This window comes from Pseudomonas sp. Pse79 (assembly GCF_024519615.1).
GTDB lineage: Bacteria > Pseudomonadota > Gammaproteobacteria > Pseudomonadales > Pseudomonadaceae > Aquipseudomonas > Aquipseudomonas veronii.
In genome coordinates this window covers 1-24,331 of the sequence record NZ_JALJRR010000034.1, presented here as the reverse complement: position 1 = coordinate 24,331, position 24,331 = coordinate 1, and the positions used below count along the sequence as shown (strand labels likewise).

Genomic DNA, 24,331 nt, shown 5'->3' with positions numbered 1-24,331 from the left:
TCGCTCCTACAAAAAAGCGAACTCAGCGCCCGAGGTATACCTCGATCACGCGCTCGTTTTCCTGCACCTGTTCCAGCGACCCTTCAGCCAGCACGCTGCCCTGGTGCAACACGGTCACATGGTCGGCAATCGAACCGACAAACCCCATGTCGTGCTCCACCACCATCAGCGAGTGCTTGCCCGCCAGGCGCTTGAACAGTTCGGCGGTGAATTCGGTTTCGGCGTCGGTCATGCCCGCCACCGGTTCGTCGAGCAGCAACAGTTGCGGGTCTTGCATCAGCAGCATGCCGATTTCCAGGAACTGTTTCTGGCCGTGGGACAGCAGGCCAGCCGGGCGATGCACCGAGGCGGTGAGGCGGATGGTGTCGAGCACTTCATCGATGCGGTCCTTCTGTTCCCCGCTCAGGTGTGCGCGCAGGCTGGCCCACACCGACTTGTCGGTCTTCTGCGCCAGCTCCAGGTTTTCGAACACGCTCAAGGCTTCGAACACCGTGGGTTTCTGGAACTTGCGGCCGATGCCGGCCTGGGCGATCTGCACTTCGCTCATCGCAGTCAGGTCGAGGGTTTCGCCGAACCAGGCGTTGCCGTGGCTGGGCCGGGTCTTGCCGGTGATCACGTCCATCAGCGTGGTTTTGCCGGCGCCGTTGGGGCCGATGATGCAGCGCAGTTCGCCGACGCCGATGTAGAGGTTCAAGGCGTTGAGTGCCTTGAAACCGTCGAAGCTGACGCTGATGTCTTCCAGGGTCAGGATCGTGCCGTGGCGCGTATCGAGGCCCGTGCCGGCGGCCTGGCCGATGCCGATCGCGTCGCGGCCGTTGCCGGTGTCGAGAATAGGTTCGAGCATAAATTCCGCCGTCGCAGTCACTCTCATTGTTCACCCCGTTTCTTCAACAGGCCGATCACACCCTTGGGCAAATACAGGGTGACGATGATGAACAACGCCCCCAGGAAGAACAGCCAGTACTCCGGGAACGCCACGGTGAACCAGCTCTTCATGCCGTTGACCACCCCGGCGCCGAGCAGCGGCCCGATCAAGGTGCCGCGCCCACCCAGGGCCACCCACACGGCGGCTTCGATGGAATTGGTTGGCGACATTTCGCTGGGGTTGATGATGCCCACCTGCGGCACGTACAACGCCCCCGCCAGGCCGCACAGCACCGCGCTCAATACCCACACGAACAGCTTGAAACCACGCGGGTCGTAGCCGCAGAACATCAGGCGGTTCTCGGCATCGCGCAAGGCGGTCAACACCCGGCCGAACTTGCTGCGGGCCAGGCGCCAGCCGATGTACAGGCTGCTCACCAGCAACAGCACGGTGGCGGCAAACAACACCGCGCGCGTGCCCGGTTCGGTGATGCCGAAGCCGAGGATGCTGCGGAAGTTGGTGAAGCCGTTATTGCCGCCGAAGCCGGTCTCGTTGCGAAAGAACAACAGCATCCCGGCGAAGGTCAGCGCCTGGGTCATGATCGAGAAATACACGCCCTTGATCCGCGAGCGGAAGGCGAAGAAGCCGAACACCAGCGCCAGCAACCCCGGCGCCAGTACCACCAGGCACAGCGCCCAGAGGAAGTGCTCGGTGCCGACCCAGTACCAGGGCAATTCGGTCCACGACAAAAAGGTCATGAACGCCGGCAACTCGTCGCCGGAGGCCTGGCGCATCAGGTACATGCCCATGGCATAACCGCCGAGGGCGAAGAACAGGCCGTGGCCGAGGGACAGCATCCCGGCGTAACCCCACACCAGGTCGAGCGCGAGGGCGACGATGGCGTAGCAGAGGATCTTGCCCACCAGCGTCAGGGTGTAGGCCGAGACATGCAGCGCGTTGTCCGCTGGCAGCAGCGACAGCAACGGCAGCGCCAGCAGCACGCCGAGGATCAGCGCGCCGACGGCAATCGTCAGCTTGGGGCCGGCCTTTTGCGTGGCCGTGAGCATCAATGGCTGGTTCATCAGTCGATCACCCGTCCTTTCAGTGCGAAGAGGCCTTGCGGGCGTTTCTGGATAAACAGAATGATCAGCGCAAGGATCAGGATCTTGCCGAGCACGGCGCCGATCTGTGGTTCGAGGATCTTGTTGGCGATCCCCAGGCCGAACGCGGCCATCACGCTACCGGCCAATTGGCCGACACCTCCGAGCACGACGACCAGGAAGGAATCGATGATGTAGCTCTGGCCCAGGTCGGGGCCGACGTTGCCGATCTGGCTCAGCGCCACACCGCCGAGCCCGGCGATGCCGGAGCCCAGGCCAAAGGCGAGCATGTCCACGCGCCCGGTGGGCACGCCGCAGCAGGCGGCCATGTTGCGGTTCTGGGTGACGGCGCGCACGTTGAGGCCCAGGCGCGTCTTGTTGAGCAGCAGCCACGTCAGCACCACCACGCACAGGGCGAAGGCGATGATCACGATGCGGTTGTACGGCAACACCAGGTTGGGCAGCACTTGAATGCCGCCGGACAGCCACGCGGGGTTGGCCACTTCGACGTTCTGCGCGCCGAACACCAGGCGCACCAGTTGGATCAGCATCAGGCTGATGCCCCAGGTGGCGAGCAGGGTTTCCAGGGGGCGGCCGTACAGGTGACGAATCACCGTGCGCTCCAGGGCCATGCCGATGGCGGCGGTGACGAAAAACGCCACCGGCAGTGCGATCAGCGGGTAGAACTCGATGGCGTGCGGCACGTAGCGCTGCATCAGCAACTGCACCACATAGGTGGAATAAGCGCCGAGCATCAGCATCTCGCCGTGGGCCATGTTGATCACGCCCAGCAGGCCGAACGTGATCGCCAGGCCCAGGGCCGCGAGCAGCAGGATCGAACCGAGGGACATGCCGCTGAAGGCCTGGCCGAGCAGCTCGCCCAGCATCAGTTTGCGCTTGACCTGGGCCAGGCTGGTCTCGGCGGCGGTATGCACGGCGGCGTCGGTTTCCACGCCGGGGGCGAGCAGGGTTTCCAGGCGTGTGCGCGCCAGCGGGTCGCCGGTGCTGCCGAGCAGACGCACGGCGGCCAGGCGCACCAGCGGGTCGCTGTCCACCAGTTGCAGGTTGGCCAGGGCCAGGCTGAGGGCGCTGTGTACCTCCTCGACGGTTTCGGCGGCGACACGCTGGTCGAGGAACTTGAGCTGCGCCGGTTGTGCGGTTTTTTGCAGGGTCTGCGCGGCGGCCAGGCGTACCTTGGGGTCGGCGGCGAGCAGTTGCAGGCTGGCCTGTACGTTGTCGATCAGACCGCGCAGGCGGTTGTTCAGGCGCACGGTCTTGGTTTCACCGTTGACCGTCAGTTGGCCTTGTTGCAGCGCGTCCACCAGCTCGATGCGCGCCGGGTCGGGCTGGGCGGCCCAGTCCTGCAGCAGTTTGGCTTGTTGCGTCGGGTTGGCGGCGAGGAAGTCTTCGGCGTCGCCGGCGTGTGCGGCAACAGGCAGCAACAGCAAGGCCGTGAGGATCAAGCGGTAGAGGGCAGTGGGCATAACAAAATGTCCTGAGCATGCACGGGTCGGCTTTATGTGGGAGGGAGCTTGCTCCCGATAGCGGTGGGTCAGGCAATGCATGTGCTGACTGATCCACCGCTATCGGGGGCAAGCCCCCTCCCACATGTCGATCTGCGCTGGGGCTTAGTTACTTTTCACGGCGTAATCAGGTTTTTTGTCGTTGCCGGGAATGTACGGGCTCCATGGCTGTGCGCGGATTGGTTCCTGGGTCTGCCAGACCACCGAGAACTGCCCGTCGGCCTGGATCTCACCGATCATCACCGGCTTGTGCAGGTGGTGGTTGGTCTTGTCCATGGTCAGGGTGAAACCCGACGGCGCGGCGAAGGTCTGGCCGGCGAGGGCTTCACGCACTTTGTCGACGTCGGTGGACTTGGCCTTCTCCGCCGCCTGCGCCCACATATGAATGCCCACGTAGGTGGCTTCCATCGGGTCGTTGGTCACGGCTTTGTCCGCGCCCGGTAGGTTGTGTTTCTTGGCGTAGGCTTTCCAGTCGGCGACGAATTTGGTGTTCACCGGGTTCTCTACCGACTGGAAGTAGTTCCAGGCGGCGAGGTTGCCCACCAGCGGCTTGGTGTCGATGCCGCGCAGTTCTTCTTCGCCCACCGAGAACGCCACCACCGGTACGTCGGTGGCTTTGAGGCCCTGGTTGGCCAGCTCTTTGTAGAACGGCACGTTGGAGTCGCCGTTCACGGTGGAGATCACCGCGGTCTTGCCGCCCGCCGAGAATTTCTTGATGTTGGCGACGATGGTCTGGTAATCGGCGTGGCCGAACGGGGTGTAGACCTCTTCGATGTCTTTATCCGCGACGCCTTTGGAATGCAGGAACGAACGCAGGATCTTGTTGGTGGTGCGCGGGTACACGTAGTCGGTGCCCAGCAGGAAGAAGCGCTTGGCGCTGCCGCCTTCTTCGCTCATCAGGTATTCCACCGCCGGGATCGCCTGCTGGTTCGGCGCTGCACCGGTATAGAACACGTTCGGCGACATCTCTTCGCCTTCGTATTGCACCGGGTAGAACAGCAGGCCGTTGAGTTCTTCGAACACCGGCAATACCGATTTGCGCGACACCGAGGTCCAGCAGCCGAATACCACGGCGACCTTGTCCTGGGTCAGCAACTGCCGGCTTTTTTCCGCGAACAGCGGCCAGTTCGACGCCGGGTCTACCACCACCGGTTCCAGCATCTTGCCGTTCACACCGCCCTTGGCGTTGATCTCGTCGATGGTCATCAGCGCCATGTCTTTGAGCGAGGTTTCGGAGATGGCCATGGTGCCGGACAACGAATGCAGGATGCCGACCTTGATGGTCTCGGCGGCCTGCACGGTCCAGGTCATGCCCATGGCGACAATCGATGCCGATAGGGTGAAAGCCTTGAGCAAACTACGACGCTTCATGGTGCGATCTCCGGGGATTTGATTTTTTTAGTGGCAGAGTTGGAAGCTGAAGAGTGCATAGCAAGGCCTGTGCCTAAGGCCCGAAACCTCCACTTAAATCGTCACGCTGGGTGTCGCGGGCAAGCCTGGTGCACCGCTTTGGCTCGCGGTCGCAGGGTCGTGCAGGCGGGAGCCCCGAAAGAGGGCATGGAGATGCGGTGCCACGCTGCTGTCCGGGTCTTCCGGGATTCGCGCTTTGCATTCAATACACGGGAGAGCCACTGCATCGATGCGCGCTTTGACATGCTCGCGAAACGCGATGCAGTAATGGCCTCACTGGCGTGTGCGATTGGGTGTTTGTGACAGTACTTTTCGTACAGGGCCTAAATAAGTCATACCTATCTACCGTCTCTGAACGAGCGGTGTACTCCATCTTTGAAGGGGTGCGTCACGGCGATTATTTGCCAGGACGCACGCTTTCTTCGATGAGGTGAAACATGAATGACTTTACGGAACTGCCGCAACAAACCCCTGGACATATACCGGTCCTTCCGGCGCTCAGCCCGTTGTTTATGTCGGCCGACGATGCCGCCCGTTGGGCTTATGAGCGGATCGACTACTCGGTGGCCGACAAGGAATACGGGGGTGCCATTCTTAAACAAGGCAACCGCTACTTCGCCACGACGCCAATCGCTGACCAGCAGTTGACCTTCGATCATCGGATCTTGCTGGCCACGGATGCCGACGACAACTTCATCGCGCCCAACGGCTACAGTTGCGAGGCGCTTTACCATTCTCACCCGCCGAACCTGGAGCAGGTGAAAGCGAGAAACCCCGGGATTAGCGATGATCATGCTTCGATGATGATCAGTTTTTTTTCGCCTGCGGACCTGAGTTTTATCATTGAGCACCGCAGCTCGGTGCGCGCTCATTATTTGTGCGGCCCCGAGGGCTCGCTGCTTAAGTACACAACCTCGGGTTCGGCGGCGGAGGTCCTGCTGAGAAAGCGCCTTCTCGGCGAGGAGCCGTTCCCGGCTTCTGCGGATCGGGAGTCATTGATCTGGATGACCGCCGATGCCGGCGACCTGCGGGTAGTGGTGCCCAACCGCCAATGGGGAGGCGTGCGTGGGCAGATGAAGCGGGGTTGGAGAGTCAATGCCGCCGTGACGCAAGTGACCCAGGAGCAGCCATTTTTCACCCAGGTATTCGCACAGCCTGAATTGGCCGTGATGGCGGCCCTAGCCCTGTCGGCGTCGGCGGCTGGCGAGTATGCCTTCGGGTTTGTACTGAAACACACCCAAAGCGAAAGTTACATCGCGACCTACCCCGAGCTCGCGCCCAGGGCATTGTTCTCTGCCGCCGGGCTCTTCCCCGAGCAAGCCTCCGGCAAACTGAAGCTGCCCTCCAACTTTCGGCTCGAAGCCCTCTACTACCGCTCTAAAGCCACGCCAACGGACATCCCCGAAAACGAGTCCTGGTTGTATGCCACATTCCCGACCCCTGCGGAGCTGGTGGCGGCCATCGTGCAGTCAGAAGCGACCCGGGACATACAGAACAAAAGCCGAGGTTTGCGCCTTTACATCGAAACCTCGGATGACGCACTGCTTGAACTCAAGGTGCCAGCGCCCAGTGATGCCGGTGCGCTGGTCAACACCGGCGACGATGGCGTGCTCGGTGACAATGGCGCCCAGGCCGCGCTGAAGGCCGGCAGCCTCAGCGCGCGTGACTATGTGCGCCGGGTGATTGCCGCGACGTCGGTGTCAGTGGTCCAGGCCGGCTTGCTCTGGCGTGTCGTCGGCCCGCTGGACAACCGTTCTGCGGTGTTGAACGGTTTCTATCCGGCGGTATTGAGCCCGCCCTTTATTTCTGCCCACGACGCAGCGGTGTATGCCCACGAGCAGATCGGCCCAAGACGTGAGCGAACCTACGGCGGCTATGTACTCAAGGACAAAGAAGGCCGCTTCTTTATCACCCAGCCCCTGGCCAGCGACGCCAACCCGTTTGCCCTCAGGCTGTTTTTTCCGACGGAGCTACCCGGTCCGTTGATCCCTCCCGAGGCTTACGCGATTCACGGCCGCTACGGCTCCCACCCGGCGCTGTCGATGGTCGACCCCGGCTGGGTCAAGCAGCGCAACTGGACGCGCGAAGACGCCCTCATCAACCTGCAGATTTTTGGCACCGCCCAAATCTACGATGTGATCCAGTCGGGGCGCCCGGCGTATATGTCGGCCGCCGAGGACTGCCTGCTGGCGTACACCCCGAGCGGCTCCACGCATGAGGCATTGGTGTCTGCCGGCGCTGCGCCGCAACCGGCCGGCAGCGTGCTGCAAAAACGTTTGGACAGCGGTCTGTTCAAACCCGCGCTGTGGGTCACCCGGTTGGCTGAGGCGGGTGACTTGCGGGTGATCCAAGGCAATGTGTTATGGGGCCCGCGTTCGCCGATCTATAAAGACTGGACGCCCTCTTTCGAGTACGCGCCCAGAACCGGCGCTCCCGACTATGTGACCTATGGCGCGCTGTTCGGCACGGCAGACGAAGCCGCCCGCGATCTGCATGCGCGGGTCCATGGGCGCAACCTGCCGGAGCAGGCGTACTTTGCGTTTATCCTCAAGCACCGGGACAAGGCGTTGTACCTGGCCACCGAGGTGGTGGGCGTCAATGAACGGGTCAAGCTGTTCAATCTCAACAGCGTGTTTGCACCGACAGAAGACAATGACTATCGGTTTCCCGCTGGGTTTTCGCTCTGCGGGCTGTTTCGTTCGCAGCAATGGCAACCGACCGGGCTGTCGCCATCCAGTGCCTGGCTGACCCGCTATTTTGTGATGCCGATGGTGTTGTACGAGGCGCTGTACGAGAGCCAGCGCAGAGGGGTGAAGTACAACGGCGGTAGAAACCTGCCGGTGTACTTTTCAACGCAGGAGGGGGCCCTGTTGAGATTCGTCGCGCTGCCATTTCGCGTGGGCGGCGGCGGGCCGGTGGAAAGTGCCTTTGAACAGGCCGCCAGCGCATTGGCCTCCGGTGAAAAGACGACGCAGACCTTTGTCAGGGAGTGGGCCAACAGCGGCGAGCTCTACGTGGTGCGTACCAGCCAATGCTGGGACCAGCAAGGGCGGGTGTCGCGCACCTGGACGGGTTACGAACACCTGACCCGCCGTCGCGTGGGGCCCGCGTTTGCCAACCCGGACGATGCGGCACGGTATGCCGCGGGCATTGTCGGTGAGGGCCGGCGCCGCACCTATGGCGGCGTCCTGCTCAGGCTGCCCGATGGTGTGTTCGTCGCGACTGATCCGCTGGTGGTGCCGCCCCAGGGCTTTGCGCTGAACTGGATTTATCCCGACCCGGCGATCGCGCAAGGGCTGTACCCGCCGGGAAGTATCATCGTCGCGCGTTACCGCTCGGTGCTCAAGCAAGAGACACAGATACTGTTTTCGGCCACGCAAAAGGCGGTCTACCAGAGCATGTTGCCCACGAGCGTGCTGTCGAACCTGCTGTTCCGTGAAGTCCACATCAAGCGCGAATATGTGTTTGGCCCCGAGGGGGGCATCCTGCGTTATCAACTGACGGGGTCGGCGGAGGAGGAGGCGCTCAAGCTGACGTTGGCGCCGTTGAACCTGGTCAGGGGGGATGTGGCCGACAATGAAGTCGAACGGCAACTGCGCAGCGGAACGCTGCTCCCGGTCGACTTCGTCACGCAGGTGGCGAAGGCCGGCGATCTGCGGGTGGTCAACGGCAACCGCCTGTGGGGCCACCCGCGACGGTTGAGCGGGCCGTTCGTGCCGGACTTGGCCGAGGTCGCGGCGCTGGCGATCAAGCAGGTGTTTGCCGATGCGCCGTGCGGTCCGCTCTTTACCCAGGCTTACGACGCCGTGCGTCATGTGCAGCGAGTGTCGTCGCCGCAGGCACAGGTGCAGTTCGGTTATGTACTCAAGGATGCGCGGAAAAACCTGTACATGACGACCTTGCCGTTGGTGCGCGCCGATTACACGCGTTTCGAACAGGTCTTCGTCGATGGCCTGTTGCCCCAGGGGTATACGCTGGATGGCTTGTATCTGTGCGCCTCCACCGTGGCGATTGCGCCGACGAGCGATGACATGGCGCTGAGTTTCTTCTCGCCCCAGGTACTGGCCGGCGCGGTCAATTTTCTCAGCAACCTGGCCGGCAACGGTGCCCTGCCGCTCTACCTGCTGTGCGCCGACGGCGCGCTGCTGAGGTATTCCTTGCGAAAGCACGAGGGGCAAGCGCTGAGCAGCGAGGCCCGAACGCTCGGACCGCAGTTGCTCGAAGGCGCCTCCAGCGTCGCCGACTACGTGCGCGGGCTCGCGACCAAGGGCGACTTGTATGTGCGTGTCAGGAGCACGGTGTGGGGCAAGGAACAAAGCGTCACCGCGCAGTGGCAACCCAAGGCCGCGCCCTGGCCCGCCCAGGACAACCCACACTTCCTGTCCTTTTGCGGGCCGCTGTTCGGTCATGCCGACGACGCCGCGCGCTGGGCCGAAAAACAGCTGGGCGGCTTCAAGGGCCGCGAATACCTCGGCGCCGTGCTGGCGCCGCCAAAGGCGCGGGGGCTCGTGGCGCTTGAGCCGGTGGAGGATCACCGTGCGTGGTTGGTGGACACGATTTCACAGCTGTTCTGGTTCGGTCATCTCGGCTTTGATATCACCCCCGATCATCCGCTGTTCTTCTACACCATCAAAGCGCTCCAGGCGTTTTACAAAGTCATCCCTTTGGGCCTGAATCTATCGGCGCTGGATCAGCGGTTGCTGGACAATTTTGCCGACAAAAATGATCTGCGCCTGTACCTGGACATCATCCGCAGTAACCGTCCGGTCGCCGAGAGTGTCTACCTGGCGTGTCGCGGCGGTGCGCTCCTGAAGTATGTGCCGGGTTTCACGGCGGACGAGACGCGACTGCTGAGTGTCGACTCGTCGCCTTCGCCCAGCGTGCTGGTCAGCGGCTTGCGCGCGGCCGGCACGTTGAGTGTGTTGGAAACCGATACCTTCTGGACGCGACCGGGGGCGCTGGGGGCGGAATGGCAGGTCAAGGACGTACTCGCCGAGCCGGACCCGCAAGCCGTGCTGTACGGCCGGGACAAAGACGAACTCTGACAACGGCGCGGCGCTGACCAAGCCGGCCGCCGTGGATCGCCCGGTCCCCGGCGGCACTTGACCGGCACCCGGGCGTCAAACCCGCGAAGGCTGCGCAAACAGCCGCGACAGCAGCAGGCGATCGAGCGCCCACACGACGATCAACGACGCGCCCACCAACGGGAAGGCGATCGCCAGCCCGAGCATGATCACCATCGCGGTTTTCCACTTCGGCAGGTCATGACGCAACGGCGGCACTCCGAGGCCGCCCACCGGCCGCCGTTTCCACCAGATCACCACGCCGCTGACGGCACTGAGCAGGATCATCAGGCAGATCAGCAGCACGATCAGTTGATTCACCCAGCCGAACATCTTGCCCTCGTGCAACATCACGCCGGTCTCGGTCGCCCGCGCCACGCCGTTGTAGTGTTCCCAGCGCACATCGGCGAGGACCTTGCCGGTGTACTGGTCCACATGCAGGGTGGCGTCATTGCGCGGGTCGTTGGCGAACACCGAGACAGTGAATACGCCCTCGGCGGTGGTGGGCGGGGTGATGCTGTAGCCGGGCTCGACCTTGCGCGAGGTGGCCAGGTCGACCACCTGTTGCAGGCTGATGGTGGGCGCGGCGGGGGCGGCATGCATCGCGCCGTGGTTCATGTGTTCGGCATGGTCGCCGGACACCGGCATCGGTGTGTTTTCCATGGCCCAGGGCACGGTCTGTTGCGTCGCGGTGTTGAGCACGCGGGCCTGTTGATCGGAGGTCGGCACGTTGTTCCACATCGCCGCCGGGAAGCGGTTCCACAGGTCGGCGTATTGCTTGCCCCAGAAGCCGGTCCAGGCCATGCCGCTGAGCAGCATCACCAGCAACAACGCCGCGCCCCAGAAACCGGTGACGACATGCAGGTCGCGCCAGAACACACGGCCACGGGTGTTGAAGCGCGGCCACAGCACCCCGGACGATGACTTGCCGCGCGGCCACCACAAGTACATGCCTGAGATCACCAGCATCACGCCCCAACCGGCAGCGAGCTCGACCAGGCGGTCACCCACGGTGCCGATCATCAACTCGCCGTGCAGGGCGCGGGCGATGGCTTGCAGGTTGTTTTTCGCGTCCTGCGTGCCGAGCACGGTGCCGCGATACGGGTCGACGAACACCGTCATTTCGCGGCCGCCGTCATGCATGACGAACTGTGCGCTGCTGGTGGCGTCGGCCGGTGGCAAGTATTTGCTGAGCCGGCCCTGGGGGTAGGCGGCCTTGGCGCGCTGCAGTTGCTCGTCGGCGCTCAGTGCGCGTTCGGCGGCGGGGACGGTGAGCAGGTGGCCGTACATCAGCGGGTCGAGCTGGGGCTTGAACAGGTAGATGATGCCGGTCAGGGCCAGCAGCACCATGAAGGGGGCGACAAACAGCCCGGCGTAGAAGTGCCAACGCCAGGCCAGGTTGTAGAAGGAGATTTTTTGTGTGCTCATCAGGGGGGCTCCGCAAGGTTTTGTTTTTTTGGGGTCAGTTACACCGCCATCGGGGGCAAGCCCCCTCCCACATTTGAAGTGCATTCCAACTGTGGGAGGGGGGGTTGCCCCCGATGCTTTTAGAAGCTCATGTCGACCTTGGTCCAGAGCGTGCGCCCCGGCTCCTTGATGGCCTGCGGATCGTTGGCCGGGTAGCCGAACCCGGCGTTGCCGGCCAGGTTCAAGTGCTCGGCGTAGGCTTTGCCGAACAGGTTGTCGACGCCGGTACTGACCTTGAAGTTTTTATTGATGCGGTACGCCGCGTTCAGCGAGAACACGCCAAAGCCGCCGCTCTTGTCGTAGTCCTTGCCGACCACGTTGCCTTTGTTCTGATCGATGCGGTTTTGCGCGGCGACCACTCGCCACAGGGCGCCGGCGCTCCAGTCGTCCTCGCTGTAGGTCAGGCCCAGGCGCGCATCCAGCGGCGGCATTTGCGGCAGGGGCTTACCGTCGCTGCTGTTCTTGCCCCAGGCGTAGGCGAGGGTGGCGTCGGCCTTCCAGTTTTGGGTCAGCTTGTACGCCGCGCCCAGTTCGCCGCCCATGATCCGTGCGTCGACGTTGCGCGCCTGGGACGTGGTGCCCATCATTCCGGTCCGGTAGTCGAACAGGATGAAGTCGCGTACCTGCCCGACGTAACCCGAGGCCCAGGCTTCGAGGTCGGCGGTCTTGTATTGCGCGCCGAAGTCGAGCTGGGTGGTTTTTTCCGGTTTCACGCCATCGAACGCGTTGACCGAACCGGCCGCGCCGGTGTTGGGGGAAAACAGTTCCCAGTAGTCCGGGAAGCGTTCGGCGTGGCCCAGCCCGGCGTAGAGCGTGGTCGGGGTGTCTGCCAGGTCGTGCTCGTAACGCATGAAGCCCGAGGGCAGGGTGTCGGCGCGGGTGTCGTCGGCGGTCGGGTTGGCGCGTGCCGACATGCCTGAGCCGATGGTCTGGCGGAAGTCCCGGGCCGAGGCGCGGTCCAGGCGCGCGCCGGTGATCAGGCGGTCGCGGTCGGCGGCGTACCAGGTCAGCTCGCCGAATACGCCGTAGTTATGGAAGTTGGCGTCCTTGTTGCGCGGCAAATCCTTGTAGGTGTCGACGCCCATGCTGCTGCGCTGGCGGTGTTCGTTGGTCTGCGCATCCAGACCGCCGATCAGTTGCAGGTCGGCCCAGCGCCAGGTCGCCTTGATCCGCGCGCCGAGGGTGCGGCGGTCGACGTTGGAGGCCATGGGGCCTGCCATCATCCCGGTGCCCGACGGGACGCGCAGGCTGTAGTTGTCCATGACGTGGTCGGCGTAGTTGTAGTAGACCTGGGCCTCGACCTTGTCCAGCACCTCGCCGATATTGGATTTTTCGAAGCGCAGCCCCAGGCTTTCGCGCAGGAACTGCGAGCCGTCCATGCCGCGCCCGGCGTAGCGCGCCTCGCCATCGCCGCGGCCGGCGGTGAGTTCGAGCAGGGTGTCGGCGTCGGGGGTGAAACCGACCGCGACGTCACCGTTCCACTTGTCGTAGCGCGAGGCGACGGTGTCGTTGTTGCCGTCCTTGTAGTCGTCGGCGTGCGCCTGGTTGCCGATCACCCGCACGTAACCCAGGGGCCCGCCGGCAGCGGCGTCGATGACTTTGTCGAAGCGCCCGTTGGAGCCGGCCAGCACGCTGGCGTTGAGCCGCGTGCCCAGTTCGCCGAAATGCTCGGGCTCGCGCTCGAACAGGATGGTGCCGGCCGACGCGCCCGGGCCCCAGAGCACGGTTTGCGGGCCTTTGATCACTGTGAGTGTGTCGTAGGTTTCCGGGGAAATGTACGAAGTGGGCGCGTCCATCCGGCCCGGGCAGGCGCCGAGCATCATGCTGCCGTTGGTGAGGATGTTCAGGCGCGAGCCGAACATGCCGCGCAGCACCGGGTCGCCGTTGGTGCCGCCGTTGCGCACCAGGGCGAAGCCGGGGATGGTCTTGAGATAGTCGCCGCCGTCGCTGGCGGGCACTGGCTGGCGCGGGTCTTTCGGGTTGGTGACCACGGTCAGCGGCGAGCTGGGGGCGATCGCGGTGATCACGGTGGGGCTCAGTTCGTGCTCGGCGTGCTCATCGGTATCGGCATGGGCCTGTGGCATCAAGAGCGCGCCGCACAGAACGGCGAACACGGGAGTGCTTCCCAAACGGGTGTCAGCAGAAAACCTGGACATGAAAAATTCCATCTATCAATCGTAAACAACACGGCCAGCAGCCTGTGGCTGTCTGTCTAACGTCGGCCGGGGTGAAGTAACGGTGTCAAGTGCTTACGCGGCGATGGGTGGGGCACGGCTGCGCGCGCCGGGGAAAATGCTCTGCCGGGCATGGCCCAGGCGCGGTGAGGGGGTGAGGGCGTTGGCCGGCGATGGGGCGCCGAGGGTGAGGTAGGACACGCTGCCGGGCAGTGCCGGGCAACTGAAGAGCAGGCTGCAATAGCCGCACTTTTCCCAGAGGACGTGGTGTTCGTCGGGGGCTTGTTTTTGAGGTGGACGGTGTTGCGGTTCGCCGTGGCACTCGGGCATGTCCATGGACATGCTCATGGACATACCGGCGTGCTGATTCATCGGCATCGCTTGGGAAATCAGCGGACCGATAAAGATCATCAGCATGGCGAACAGGCTGATCCAACTGCCGCGCTTAAGGCTCACGGGCCTGCGGCGCGGCGCGGACAACCTGGCGCGAGGGGCGCCCATCGAGTGTTGGCCTACTCGCCGTGTTTATGCTCGTGGGGCGCCATCGGCGGGACTTTCTGTACGGACACTTGCACCTCGACGTCCCCGGCTTTTTCGAAGGTCAGGGTCAGAGGGAAGTGCTTGCCGTCGGCCAGTACGCTGCGGTCTTTGAGGCCCAGCAACATCACGTGATAGGCCATGGGCGCGAAGGTCAAGTCACCTTTGGCCGGCACGGCAACGCTGGGCACTTGTTGCATCTTCATCAATGCGCCTTGCATCACATGCTCATGCAGTTCGGCTTTGTCCGCCACCGGCGTCTTGGCGCTGAGCAGGCGATCCGGGGTTTCGCCGGTATTGTGAACCACAAAGTAGGCCGCGACGGTCGGCGCGTTGGGGGGCAATTCCTGGGACCAGGGATCGCTGACCAGCAGGTCGCCGGCCTTGAAGTCGTCGGCATTGGCAGCACTGAACACCGGCAGCAGCAATGCGGCCAGAAGCAGGGAAGATTTGAGCATGGCAGTTCTCCAGAACGGTTCTAAACGCAGTTCACTTGCGAAGACCATCAGACCGTTGGAGAGGCGCGCGGGTTAAGGCTCGGCCATTGCTGGCGCGGTGTCGGGGACTGCAATGACGGCGGCGGCAGGCTCTGCGCCGCCTCGAACCGCGTGACATACAACTGCGGCACATGCCCCGGCAACGCCACCAACGGCGCCGAGCCCGAGCAACACCAGCAATGCTGCATGGCGGAGTGATCGTCCTGCTGCGGTGCCGGAATGTCCAACTTGCCCAGGGCAACGGTTTTCAGGCTGGCGCCATTGGACGAACAGAAACTGCCCCACAACAGTTGCTGCGCGGGGGCCTTGGACTGCTGCATCGCCCCGGCCAGCGGCATGGCAAAGGCGTTGAACAGCACTGCAAAGCAGGCGATCCAGACGATTGCAAAGCGTTGACGGGCCATGGCGGACAATCCGTAGGGTTAAACGATCAGGCGGGTATTTAGCCTGATCGGGGGGGATAAGTAAAAAGTGGCGGTGTGGTTTGGTGTCGCAGTGTGTCAGAGCGCGGTGGCGTGAAGCTTGAGGCCCAGCGCTTTCATGACTTTCATGATAGTCGCGAACTCGGGATTGCCAGTGCTGGAGAGGGCTTTGTACAAACTTTCTCGCCCCAGGCCGGCGTCGCGAGCGACTTGGGTCATGCCTTGGGCGCGAGCGATATCGTTCAACGCTGTGCGAATCAACAGACCGTCGCCAGCATCTTCTTCAAAGCAAGCATCCAGATAGGCGGCCATCTCAAAAGGAGTCTTGAGATATTTTGCGGCATCGAAACGGGTAAAGGATTCGCTCATAAGTCACTCCTTGCGGCCAAGATTTTTTGCCATGTGTATTGCACGCTGGATGTCTCGGCTTTGTGTTGATTTGTCGCCGCCCATCAGCAGCAGATAAACCACCTTGTCTCGGCGAGTGAAGTAAACCCGATACCCGGGGCCTTGGTGGATTCGCATTTCGCAAACGCCCTCTCCTACAGCCTCACAGTCGCCGAAGTTTCCTGCTTGCGCCATGCGCAGCCTTGTCACAATGCGTACTTTTGCGAGCGGATCGCGCATTGCTTCGAGCCATTTGACAAACTCAATGGATTCTTCGAACTCAATCATCGCAAATCGTATTCCTTGGGATACAGGATGGCAAGTTGCGACGCGCTGCAACTGCAGTGCATCCCCATCGCGGAAGCGGGTGCAAAACCGCGAGAGGGGAGGTTAGGGCGGGAGCTTTTGGCTGAACTAGCCGGCTGGTTCGGAGTTGGTCGTAAGGTGAATCGTCTTTCTGCTGGGTAAACCAAACAGTGGGTGTTTTGGCTAGGTCTTCGTACAAACAGAAACGTGCGACACCTTGTTTGAGGTTGCTGGTCGCAAACGTGATCTCTAGTCTGCGGACATCGCTGCAAACTCAGCGATCATGCGACTGCTACGCCGTTGAACGGGAGCAAGTTCCCACATTGGCGAGGTGTCGTTTAGCGAGACGATATTGCCTGTAGCACCGCAGCCACGGCTGTAAATTCTCGATCCGCCGTAGCCAACACCGGCCGCCTCAACACCAACACCGGCACCCCTCGCTCGCGCGCCACTTCCAGCTTCGGTTCGGTGGCGGTGCTGCCACTGTTCTTGCTGATCAGCACATCGATCTTTTGTCGTTCGAACAACGCACGCTCGTTTTCGATCAGAAACGGCCCACGCGCGCCGATGACTTCGCAGCGTTCATTGCCTGGATATACCTCCAGCGCGCGCAGTGTCCAGAATTGCTCCTGCGGGATCTCATCAAGATGCTGCAACGGCTCGCGGCCCAAGGTGAACAGCGGGCGCTTGAAGGGTTTCAGGGCCTCGATCAGCTCGGCCCAGTCAGCGACTTCGCGCCAGTCATCCCCCGTTTGCGGTCGCCATGCCGGGCGGCGCAGGGCCCAACACGGCACACCGCACAACCGTGCTGCCTGGGCGGCGTTGTGGCTGATCTGTGCCGCATACGGGTGGGTGGCGTCGAGGATCAGGCCGATGTGTTCGTCGCGCACGAACTGCGCCAACCCTTCAACCCCGCCGTAGCCACCGACACGCACCTGGCAGGTGAGGTCGGTCGGCACGCGGCCCACACCGGCCAGACTGTAGATATGTTCGGGGCCGAGGGTGCGGGCGATGGCGAGGGCTTCGGTGACGCCGCCCAGTAGCAGGATCGGTTTCATAGGGGCTTGATCACGTCCAGCAGGGTGATCGGCAGCGCCTGGCGCCAGGTGTCGAATTCACCGAGCGGCTGGGCCTGGGCCACGTGGAGGCGGGTCAGTTCGCCGCCGTGTCGGGCGCGCCAGGCCATCAGGGTCATTTCGCTTTGCAGGGTCACGGCGTTGGCGACCAGGCGGCCACCGGGGCGCAGGTGCTGCCAGCAGGTCTCGAGCACGCCGTCGCGGGTGACGCCGCCGCCGATGAAGATCGCGTCGGGCGTTTCCAGGCCGCCGAGGGCCGCGGGTGCGGTGCCGCGCACCAGTTGCAGGCCGGGCACGCCGAGGGCGTCGCGGTTATGTTCGATCAGGCCTTGGCGGCCGGCATCGGCTTCAATCGCCAAGGCGCGGCAGCTCGGGTGGGCGCGCATCCACTCGATGCCGATGGAGCCGCTGCCCGCGCCCACGTCCCAGAGCAATTCGCCGGGCAGTGGCGCCAGGCGGGCCAGGGTCATGGCGCGCACGTCGCGCTTGGTCAGTTGGCCGTCGTGTTTGAATGCCACATCCGGCAGGCCGGCGAGGCGCGACAGGCGCGGGGCATCGGCGTCGGCCAGGCAGTCGATGGCGACCAGGTTCAGATCGGCGACCGCAGCGTGCGGCCAAGCGTGGGCCACGCCATCGACACGCCGCTCAGCCGCGCCGCCCAGGTGTTCAAAGACGCTGAGGCGGCTCGGCCCAAAGCCGGATTCAGCCAACAGCGCGGCAATCGCGGCAGGGCTCTGCCCGTCATTACTCAACACCAGCAAGCGCACGCCGCTGGCCAGATGTGCATTCAACGCCGCCAAGGGCCGGGCCACCACCGATAACGTCATCACGTCCTGCAACGCCCAGCCCAGACGCGCCGCCGCCAGCGACACAGAGGAGGGCGCCGGCAAAATCAGCATCTCTTCAGCCGGCACCTGCCGCGCCAGGCTGGCGCCGACGCCGTAGAACATCGGGTCGCCGCTGGCCAGCACGCACACCGGTTCACCGCGTCGCGCCAATAGCGGCGCCAGGGAAAACGGGCTCGGCCACAACTGGCGTTCGCCGCGCACGCACACTGGCAACAGGTCCAATTGGCGCTGGCCACCGATGATCCGCGCGGCACGCAACACGGCGTGCCGGGCGTTTCTGCCGAGCCCTTTGAAGCCGTCTTCACCGATGCCTATTACCGTCAGCCAGGGCGACATATGAATTCCTTGAACGACATCCGACGGGCAGGCTTTTCATGCCGTCGGACAAAGCAGGCATAATACCGCGCCTTGACCCGCGAACCGGTAGCCCCGTGAACCCAATCCCTGCTCTGAACACCTTGCGCCCCTCGGCTTGCCCGGGGTTGCTGCGTATCGTCCAGGCGTTGGACGGCGGCATTTGCCGGATCAAACTGGCCGGTGGCGCGATCAGCGCCGCACAAGCCCATGCCGTGGCGGACGCGGCCCAGGCCTATGCGGGCGGGGTGATCGAGGCGACCAACCGCGCCAACCTGCAGATCCGCGGGATCGGCGCCGAGCAGCAGGCCTTGATCGCGATGCTCCTTGCCGCAGGCCTCGGCCCCAGCACCTCCGCCGGTGACGACGTGCGCAACCTGATGCTCAGCCCCAGCGCCGGTATCGACCCGCAGATGCTGTTCGATACGCGCCCGCTGGCCGACCAGATCCTCGCCACCCTGCAAAACCACACGCGCTTCCACGAGCTGTCGGCCAAGTTCGCGGTGCAACTGGATGGCGGTGAAACCCTGGCGATGCTCGAACATCACCATGACCTGTGGCTGTCGGCCTTTGAGCAGGGCGGCGAAACACTGCTCGCGTTCGGCCTGGCCGGCTGCCCGGGGTTGGATGCGCCGTTGGCGGCCGTGCGCTTGGAGCAGGGGCATGCCTTGGTGGTGGCGGTGTTGGAACGGTTTCTGGACCTGGCCACGCCGGCGCAAACACGCATGCGTCATCTGCCTGTGGATAACTTCCTGGTCGGGCTGGACCTGCCGTTATTGCCGGTCGATGGCTTCAAGCGCCCGGCCAGCGGGGCGTGGCTGCACCTGGGAAGTTATCCACAGCGTCAGCACGGTCGGGTCTACGTGACCGCCGTGACGCCGCTGGGTCGACTCGACGCCTCCATGCTCAAGGGCGCAGCGCAACTCGCCGATGAGTATGGCGACGGCACGCTGCGCTTTACCCCCTGGCAAGGTCTGCTGCTGCCCAACGCCAAATGCCAGGATGCCGCCGCGATCACCGCGCGCCTGGAACAACTGGGCTTCCTCTGCTCGGCCGACCAGCCGCTGGCGCAGCTGATCGCCTGCACCGGCTCCAGCGGCTGCGGCAAAGGCCTGGCCGATACCAAGGCCGACGCGATGCAACTGGCCGCGCTGCGCCCCGGCCACGCGGTACATCTGTCTGGCTGCGCGCGTTCCTGCGCCGCCGCGCACATCGCGCCGGTGACCTTGCTGGCGGTCAGCCCCGGCCATTACGACGTCTATTTTCGCGAAGCAGCCCAGCCCGGTTTCGGCCGGCTGCACGCGCGCACTCTTTCTATTGAAGCGGCGGGCGCCCTGCTGCGCGCTCACCCACGGAGCAACACCGATGATTGATTACATCCGCGACGGTCAGGAGATCTATCGCAACTCCTTCGCCATTATTCGCGCGGAAGCCAGGTTGGAGCGCATCCCGGCCGACCTGGAAAAACTCGCGGTGCGCGTGATTCATGCCTGCGGCATGGTCGAGGCGATCGACGGCCTGCAGTTCTCCGCAGGCGCAGGCAAGGCCGGGCGCGAGGCGCTGGCCGCCGGTGCGCCGATTCTGTGCGATGCGCGGATGGTGTCCGAAGGCGTGACCCGTGCGCGGCTGCCGGCCAACAACGAAGTGATCTGTACCCTGCGCGACGAACGCGTGCCGGCGTTGGCGCAGAAGCTGGGCAACACCCGCTCCGCCGCCGCCCTGGAACTGTGGCGCCCGCACCTGGCCGGCAGTGTGGTGGTGATCGGCAATGCGCCGACCGCCTTGTTCTACCTGCTGGAAATGCTCGACGCCGGCGCGCCGAAACCGGCGTTGATCCTTGGCTTCCCGGTGGGCTTCGTCGGCGCCGCCGAATCCAAGGCGATGCTGGCCGCCGACAGCCGTGGCGTGCCGTTCGTGATCATGCAGGGCCGCCTGGGCGGCAGTGCGATGGCGGCCGCGGCGGTCAATGCCCTGGCCACGGAGGTCGAATAATGCCGGCACGTGGACGTTTGATCGGCCTGGGCGTCGGCCCCGGCGACCCGGAACTGATCACCCTCAAGGCCCTGCGCCTGCTGCGCGAATCGCCGGTGGTGGCGTACTTCGTGGCCAAGGGCAAAAAGGGCAACGCCTTCGGCATCATCGAAGACCACCTGGTGGCGCAGCAAACCCTGATGCCGCTGGTGTACCCGGTGACCACCGAAGCGTTGCCGGCGCCGCTGTCCTATGAACAGGTGATCAGCGATTTCTACGACAGCGCCAGCCAGGACGTCGCCGCGCACCTGGACGCCGGCCGCGATGTGGCGGTGATCTGTGAAGGCGACCCGTTCTTCTACGGCTCCTACATGTACCTGCATGACCGTCTGGCCGAGCACTACGAAGCGCAGGTCATCCCCGGCGTGTGTTCGATGCTCGGTGGCGCCTCGGTGCTCGGCGCGCCGCTGGTGTATCGCAACCAGAGCCTGTCGGTGCTGTCGGGGGTGCTGCCCCATGAAGACCTCAAGCGTCGCCTGGCGGATGCCGATGCGGCGGTGATCATGAAGCTGGGGCGCAACTTCCCCAAGGTGCGTCAGGTGCTCGAAGAACTCGGCCTGGCCGAGCGTGCGCTGTATGTGGAGCGCGCGACCATGGCCAACCAGAAAATCGTCCCGCTGGATCAAGTCGAGCCGATGTCCTCACCGTATTTCTCGCTGATCATCGTGCCCGGTGAACGGTGGCAAGGTTGATGCGCCCGGCGATCGTCATCCTCGGGCAGGGCAGCCTGGCCACGGCGCGCAGGATTGCGCAGGTGTATCCGGGCGCGGTGATCCACGGCCTGCTGGGCCGGGTCGACGGCGCGGACCAGAGCTACCGCGAATTCGGCGCGACCCTGCGCCAGCTCTATCAGCAAGGCACGCCGCTGATCGCGCTGTGCGCCGCCGGTATCGTGATCCGCACCCTGGCGCCGCTGCTGCTGGAAAAAGGCGAAGAGCCCGCCGTACTGGCCGTGGCCGAAGACGGCAGTGCGGTGGTGCCGTTACTCGGTGGCCTGGGCGGGGTGAATGATATGGCGCGGGAGATTGCCGCGGCGTTGGGCGTGGCCGCCGCGATCACCACCAGTGGCGAGCTGCGTTTCGGCACGTGCCTGCTCAACCCGCCGGCCGGTTATCAACTGGCGGACCTGGAGCTGGGCAAGCGCTTCGTCAGCGACCTGCTCGCCGGCGAAAGCGTGCGTATCGAAGGCGCGGCGCCGTGGCTTGACCAGGCCAACCTGGCGCAGGACCGACAGGCGCGCCTGGCGATCCACGTAGGCAGCGCCGAGCGCGTACCGGCGGCCAACGAGTTGCTGATTTATCCACAGAGCGTGTGCGTCACCTGCAAGCCCGGCGCGCAATTGGCGCAGCGTGTGCGTGGCGCGTTGCATGCCTCGGGGATTGCCCTGCAGTCACTGGCCTGCCTGTTGGCCAGCGATACCCAGATGGCCGAACCGTCGTTGCACGAAGCGGCGTTGGAGTTAGGCGTGCCGCTGCGTTTCGCCGAGGTGGCGCAAGCGGCGGACATCGTTGTTTCGGTCGCCGAACAGCCCTTGGACGTGTCCCAGGTCGGTCGCCCGCGTGGCCGCCTTGCGGTGATCGGCCTTGGCCCTGGCGCCGCCGACCTGATGGTGCCGGCGGTGAAGGCCGAACTGGCGCGCTGTACCGATGTGCTGGGGTACGAAACCTACGTCCGCATGGCCGGGCCGTTCCGCGACGATCAGGTGCAGCACTGCACCGACAACCGTGAAGAAATGCAGCGCGCCCGCCACGCTTTCGCGCTGGCCGCCCAAGGCCGTTCGGTGGTGGTGGTGTCGTCCGGCGACCCTGGTGTGTTCGCCATGGCGGCGGCGGTGATCGAGGCGCTGCACGAGTCCGACGACCCGGCCTGGCACCAGGTCGAGCTGGAAATCCTGCCGGGCGTTTCCGCGTCCCTGGCCACCGCGGCCCAGGCCGGCGCGCCGTTGGGGCACGACTTCTGCGTGATGTCGCTGTCGGACAACCTCAAGCCCTGGTCGATCATCGAGCAGCGCCTGGACCTCGCGTCCCAGGCCGACCTGGCCCTGGCGTTCTACAACCCGATCTCGCGTGCGCGGCCGTGGCAACTGGGGCGTGCCCTGGAGATTGTCGCGCAACACCGCAACGCCGCAACGCCGGTGGTGCTGGGCCGCGATATCGGGCGGCCGGGCCAGACCCTGCGCGTGACCACGCTGGGGCAATTGACCCCGGAACAGGTGGACATGCGGACCATGGTGCTGATCGGCTCGTCCACCACCTGCGCGTTCCCGCGCGCCGGCGGCGGTGAGTGGGTGTACACGCCGCGCTGGTATGGCGAAAAACCGGCCTCCTGAAAAGCGCCGCGCGAGCGCCGGAAAGCTCCGAATGACGCTGGGTGAACACCTGCCGTGATTCGGGGCTTTTTCTTTTTTTATCGATGAAATCCGGAACTGCCCGTGGGGCGCCCAACGAATGCTGGGCTGCGCTTTGCGAGCGCTGCCGGCAAGGGATGTTTGTCGTGTGGAAAGCCCGTCGGCGCCTGGACTAGTGTGGACACACGCCCCATGTGGGGTGCTTGTGGAGAACTGAAAATGGAGCGACATCACAGAAGGATCAACAGCACCAAGCGGCGCAAATTGATTGCCGCCTATAAGCTGCCCGGCGCGCCGGGGACGCACGCGGCTTTACCGCTGGATACCGAGGACGGCTGCAACGCGGCGGTGGTCAACAATGGCGTGATCTCGTTCGCCGACGGCCTGAGCGGCCTGAACCGCGAATACATCCGCAAAAGCTATCTGTTGGCCAGCAGCTACGTCAGCGATGTCTTGAAGATCAGTCGCGGCACGGAGGGCTGGTACGACGAATTTATCAAGGTGATGATCAGCCTGGGCTGGCTGCCGGTGCGCAGCCGGTTCGAGCGGGTCTCAAGCGCCGGCAAGGGGCTGACGGTGCAACTGGCGGCGCTGAATATCATCGCCACCCTGCTGGCCTCGACCTCACTGGCCGGGCCTCTGTTGACGGCGCTGCCGAAACTGGCCGCCGATGCGCTGGAAACATTGAAACAGATGCCGGCGTCATTCGAGCTGTTCAAGCGCAATAGCAGCGTGCATCAGGGCGGCGATTTTGGCTTGGCGTCCTGCGCCGAAACCGACGGCGAAGTCATGATGGTGCTGGTGACCTACAGCTCCCATGGCGTCAGCAAGCACGTGGGGCTGCCTTTTCTTGAGTGGGACAGTTCCTCGTTCGAGGCCTTCAGCGGGCAAACCTGCCTGGTGCTGAATACCTCGGTGGTCAACGAAAAAACCATCCAGTTGATGCGTGAGAGTGCGGGCGACAAGGTGCAACTGGCGATCGCCAAATACCGGATCTAAGGCACCAGGTAGCCGCGCACCCCGGTAAAGATGATTTGTGCGGCCAAGGCGCACACGAACAAGCCCATCAAGCGACTGACAATCTGCAAGCCCTGGTCACCGAGAATCCGTTCGATACGGTTGGACAAATACAGCACCACGCCCACCGTGAAGCTGGCCAGGGCGATGCTGAGGATGGCGGCGATTTTGTCGTCCCAATGGGGCTGGCTGACGCCCATCACCAGCAGCGCCCCGATGGTGCCGGGGCCGACAGTGAGCGGAATGGTCAGCGGCACGATGGTCACATCCTGCTGCACGTTATCGGTCTGCACCGCCGACTTGCCCTGCGCCATGCCCAGGGCCGAGATGAACAGCACACTGCCGGCGCCGATGCGGAAAGCGTCCACGGTGATGCCGAACACGCTGAAAATCACCCGGCCGAACAGGTAGAGCAAGACGCTCGACACCAGCGTCGCCAACGCCACTTTCCAGGCCAGGCGTCGCCGTTCCTTGCTCGAATAGCCGCGGGTCAGGCTGATAAAACAGGACAACACGAAGAACGGGCTGTAGAGCACCAGCATCTTCAGGTAAACGCTGAATAACACGTGGAGCATGGGGGTGGCTCGCGACAGAAGGAGATTGGCGGAGTCTATCAGGCGACAGAGATCAAATGTGGGAGGGAGCTTGCTCCCGATAGCGGTGTGACCGTCAGCTTATTTGTAACTGTTCCAGCGCTATCGGGAGCGAGCTTGCCATCGCTGGCTTTCAGTCGATGCATCGGTGACTGGTCCACCGCCATCGGGGGCAAGCCCCCTCCCACATAGGATCTGTGGTGTTCATCCATTGTGTGGCAGACGTAGGCTCAGTGTGGGAGGGGGCTTGCCCCCGATGGCGGTGTGACCGTCAGCTTATTTGTAACTGTTCCAGCGCTATTGGGAGCGAGCTT

At 63.9% G+C, this 24,331-nt stretch carries 20 protein-coding genes; 6 read left to right on the top strand and 14 right to left on the bottom strand.

Features of this window, described 5'->3' with window-relative positions; all coding sequences use genetic code 11:
- Positions 1-22 precede the first annotated feature (22 nt).
- The 4 genes from urtD to urtA all read right to left on the bottom strand — a co-directional run bounded on the left by urtD (position 23) and on the right by urtA (position 4,859).
- Positions 23-871 (bottom strand): urea ABC transporter ATP-binding protein UrtD, encoded by an 849-nt coding sequence (gene urtD, locus NR164_RS27760; protein ID WP_046384866.1) that lies wholly within the window; start codon positions 869-871, stop codon positions 23-25.
- Positions 868-1,947 (bottom strand): urea ABC transporter permease subunit UrtC, encoded by a 1,080-nt coding sequence (urtC, locus tag NR164_RS27755; protein ID WP_017849696.1) that lies wholly within the window; start codon positions 1,945-1,947, stop codon positions 868-870. Before urtC ends, urtD begins: the two co-directional genes overlap by 4 nt.
- Entirely contained in the window at positions 1,947-3,449 is a 1,503-nt protein-coding gene (gene urtB, locus NR164_RS27750) for an urea ABC transporter permease subunit UrtB (protein ID WP_104904032.1), read from the bottom strand. The genes urtC and urtB overlap by 1 nt, the downstream gene beginning before the upstream one ends.
- A 144-nt stretch (positions 3,450-3,593) precedes the next feature.
- On the bottom strand, positions 3,594-4,859 hold the full coding sequence (gene urtA / locus NR164_RS27745; protein ID WP_017849694.1) for an urea ABC transporter substrate-binding protein: 1,266 nt from the start codon (positions 4,857-4,859) through the stop codon (positions 3,594-3,596).
- A gap of 476 nt (positions 4,860-5,335) precedes the next feature.
- Between urtA and NR164_RS27740 the strand changes: the two genes are divergently transcribed.
- Positions 5,336-9,943, top strand: coding sequence for a DUF4329 domain-containing protein (locus NR164_RS27740; protein ID WP_256823523.1), 4,608 nt, complete (start codon positions 5,336-5,338; stop codon positions 9,941-9,943).
- A gap of 75 nt (positions 9,944-10,018) precedes the next feature.
- Here the strand turns inward: NR164_RS27740 and NR164_RS27735 are convergent, their stop codons facing one another.
- The 9 genes from NR164_RS27735 to NR164_RS27695 form a co-directional block, all read right to left on the bottom strand.
- Positions 10,019-11,389, bottom strand: coding sequence for a PepSY domain-containing protein (locus tag NR164_RS27735; RefSeq protein ID WP_046384863.1), 1,371 nt, complete (start codon positions 11,387-11,389; stop codon positions 10,019-10,021).
- A 119-nt stretch (positions 11,390-11,508) separates the two neighbouring features.
- Positions 11,509-13,584 (bottom strand): TonB-dependent copper receptor, encoded by a 2,076-nt coding sequence (locus NR164_RS27730; RefSeq protein WP_026140374.1) that lies wholly within the window; start codon positions 13,582-13,584, stop codon positions 11,509-11,511.
- Between the two features lie 93 nt (positions 13,585-13,677).
- Positions 13,678-14,103, bottom strand: coding sequence for a DUF2946 domain-containing protein (locus tag NR164_RS27725; protein ID WP_079442743.1), 426 nt, complete (start codon positions 14,101-14,103; stop codon positions 13,678-13,680).
- An 11-nt stretch (positions 14,104-14,114) separates the two neighbouring features.
- The gene (locus NR164_RS27720) at positions 14,115-14,597 is read right to left on the bottom strand and encodes a copper chaperone PCu(A)C (RefSeq protein WP_046384861.1); all 483 of its coding nucleotides are present in this window, start codon (positions 14,595-14,597) and stop codon (positions 14,115-14,117) included.
- A 47-nt stretch (positions 14,598-14,644) separates the two neighbouring features.
- Positions 14,645-15,040: a DUF2946 domain-containing protein gene (locus NR164_RS27715; RefSeq protein WP_256823522.1), complete on the bottom strand. Its 396-nt coding sequence runs from the start codon at positions 15,038-15,040 to the stop codon at positions 14,645-14,647.
- Between the two features lie 96 nt (positions 15,041-15,136).
- A complete protein-coding gene (locus NR164_RS27710; RefSeq protein WP_046485673.1) occupies positions 15,137-15,427 on the bottom strand; it encodes an addiction module antidote protein in 291 nt (96 codons plus the stop codon).
- 3 nt (positions 15,428-15,430) lie between these two features.
- A complete protein-coding gene (locus tag NR164_RS27705; protein WP_079442744.1) occupies positions 15,431-15,733 on the bottom strand; it encodes a type II toxin-antitoxin system RelE/ParE family toxin in 303 nt (100 codons plus the stop codon).
- Positions 15,734-16,089: 356 nt separating this feature from the next.
- Positions 16,090-16,809: a cobalt-precorrin-6A reductase gene (locus tag NR164_RS27700; protein ID WP_256823521.1), complete on the bottom strand. Its 720-nt coding sequence runs from the start codon at positions 16,807-16,809 to the stop codon at positions 16,090-16,092.
- Positions 16,806-18,011 (bottom strand): bifunctional cobalt-precorrin-7 (C(5))-methyltransferase/cobalt-precorrin-6B (C(15))-methyltransferase, encoded by a 1,206-nt coding sequence (locus NR164_RS27695; protein ID WP_057006058.1) that lies wholly within the window; start codon positions 18,009-18,011, stop codon positions 16,806-16,808. The genes NR164_RS27700 and NR164_RS27695 overlap by 4 nt, the downstream gene beginning before the upstream one ends.
- A 38-nt stretch (positions 18,012-18,049) precedes the next feature.
- Here NR164_RS27695 and cobG point away from each other — a divergent pair, with 38 nt between their 5' ends.
- The 5 genes from cobG (at position 18,050) to NR164_RS27670 (ending at position 23,406) form a co-directional block, all read left to right on the top strand.
- Positions 18,050-19,402: a precorrin-3B synthase gene (gene cobG, locus NR164_RS27690; protein WP_256823520.1), complete on the top strand. Its 1,353-nt coding sequence runs from the start codon at positions 18,050-18,052 to the stop codon at positions 19,400-19,402.
- The gene (locus NR164_RS27685) at positions 19,395-20,021 is read left to right on the top strand and encodes a precorrin-8X methylmutase (protein WP_046384855.1); all 627 of its coding nucleotides are present in this window, start codon (positions 19,395-19,397) and stop codon (positions 20,019-20,021) included. Before cobG ends, NR164_RS27685 begins: the two co-directional genes overlap by 8 nt.
- Complete coding sequence (locus NR164_RS27680) at positions 20,021-20,752, top strand: precorrin-2 C(20)-methyltransferase (RefSeq protein ID WP_177031677.1); 732 nt, start codon at positions 20,021-20,023, stop codon at positions 20,750-20,752. Before NR164_RS27685 ends, NR164_RS27680 begins: the two co-directional genes overlap by 1 nt.
- A complete protein-coding gene (gene cobJ / locus NR164_RS27675; RefSeq protein WP_256823519.1) occupies positions 20,752-22,389 on the top strand; it encodes a precorrin-3B C(17)-methyltransferase in 1,638 nt (545 codons plus the stop codon). The genes NR164_RS27680 and cobJ overlap by 1 nt, the downstream gene beginning before the upstream one ends.
- 237 nt (positions 22,390-22,626) lie before the next feature.
- Positions 22,627-23,406, top strand: a complete 780-nt coding sequence (locus NR164_RS27670; protein ID WP_046384853.1) for a hypothetical protein — start codon at positions 22,627-22,629, stop codon at positions 23,404-23,406.
- Here the strand turns inward: NR164_RS27670 and NR164_RS27665 are convergent.
- Positions 23,403-23,999 carry a MarC family protein gene (locus NR164_RS27665; protein WP_017849674.1) on the bottom strand — a complete coding sequence of 199 codons (597 nt, stop codon included), beginning with the start codon at positions 23,997-23,999 and terminating at the stop codon, positions 23,403-23,405. The two genes, NR164_RS27670 and NR164_RS27665, sit on opposite strands and share 4 nt — an antisense overlap.
- Positions 24,000-24,331 lie beyond the last annotated feature (332 nt).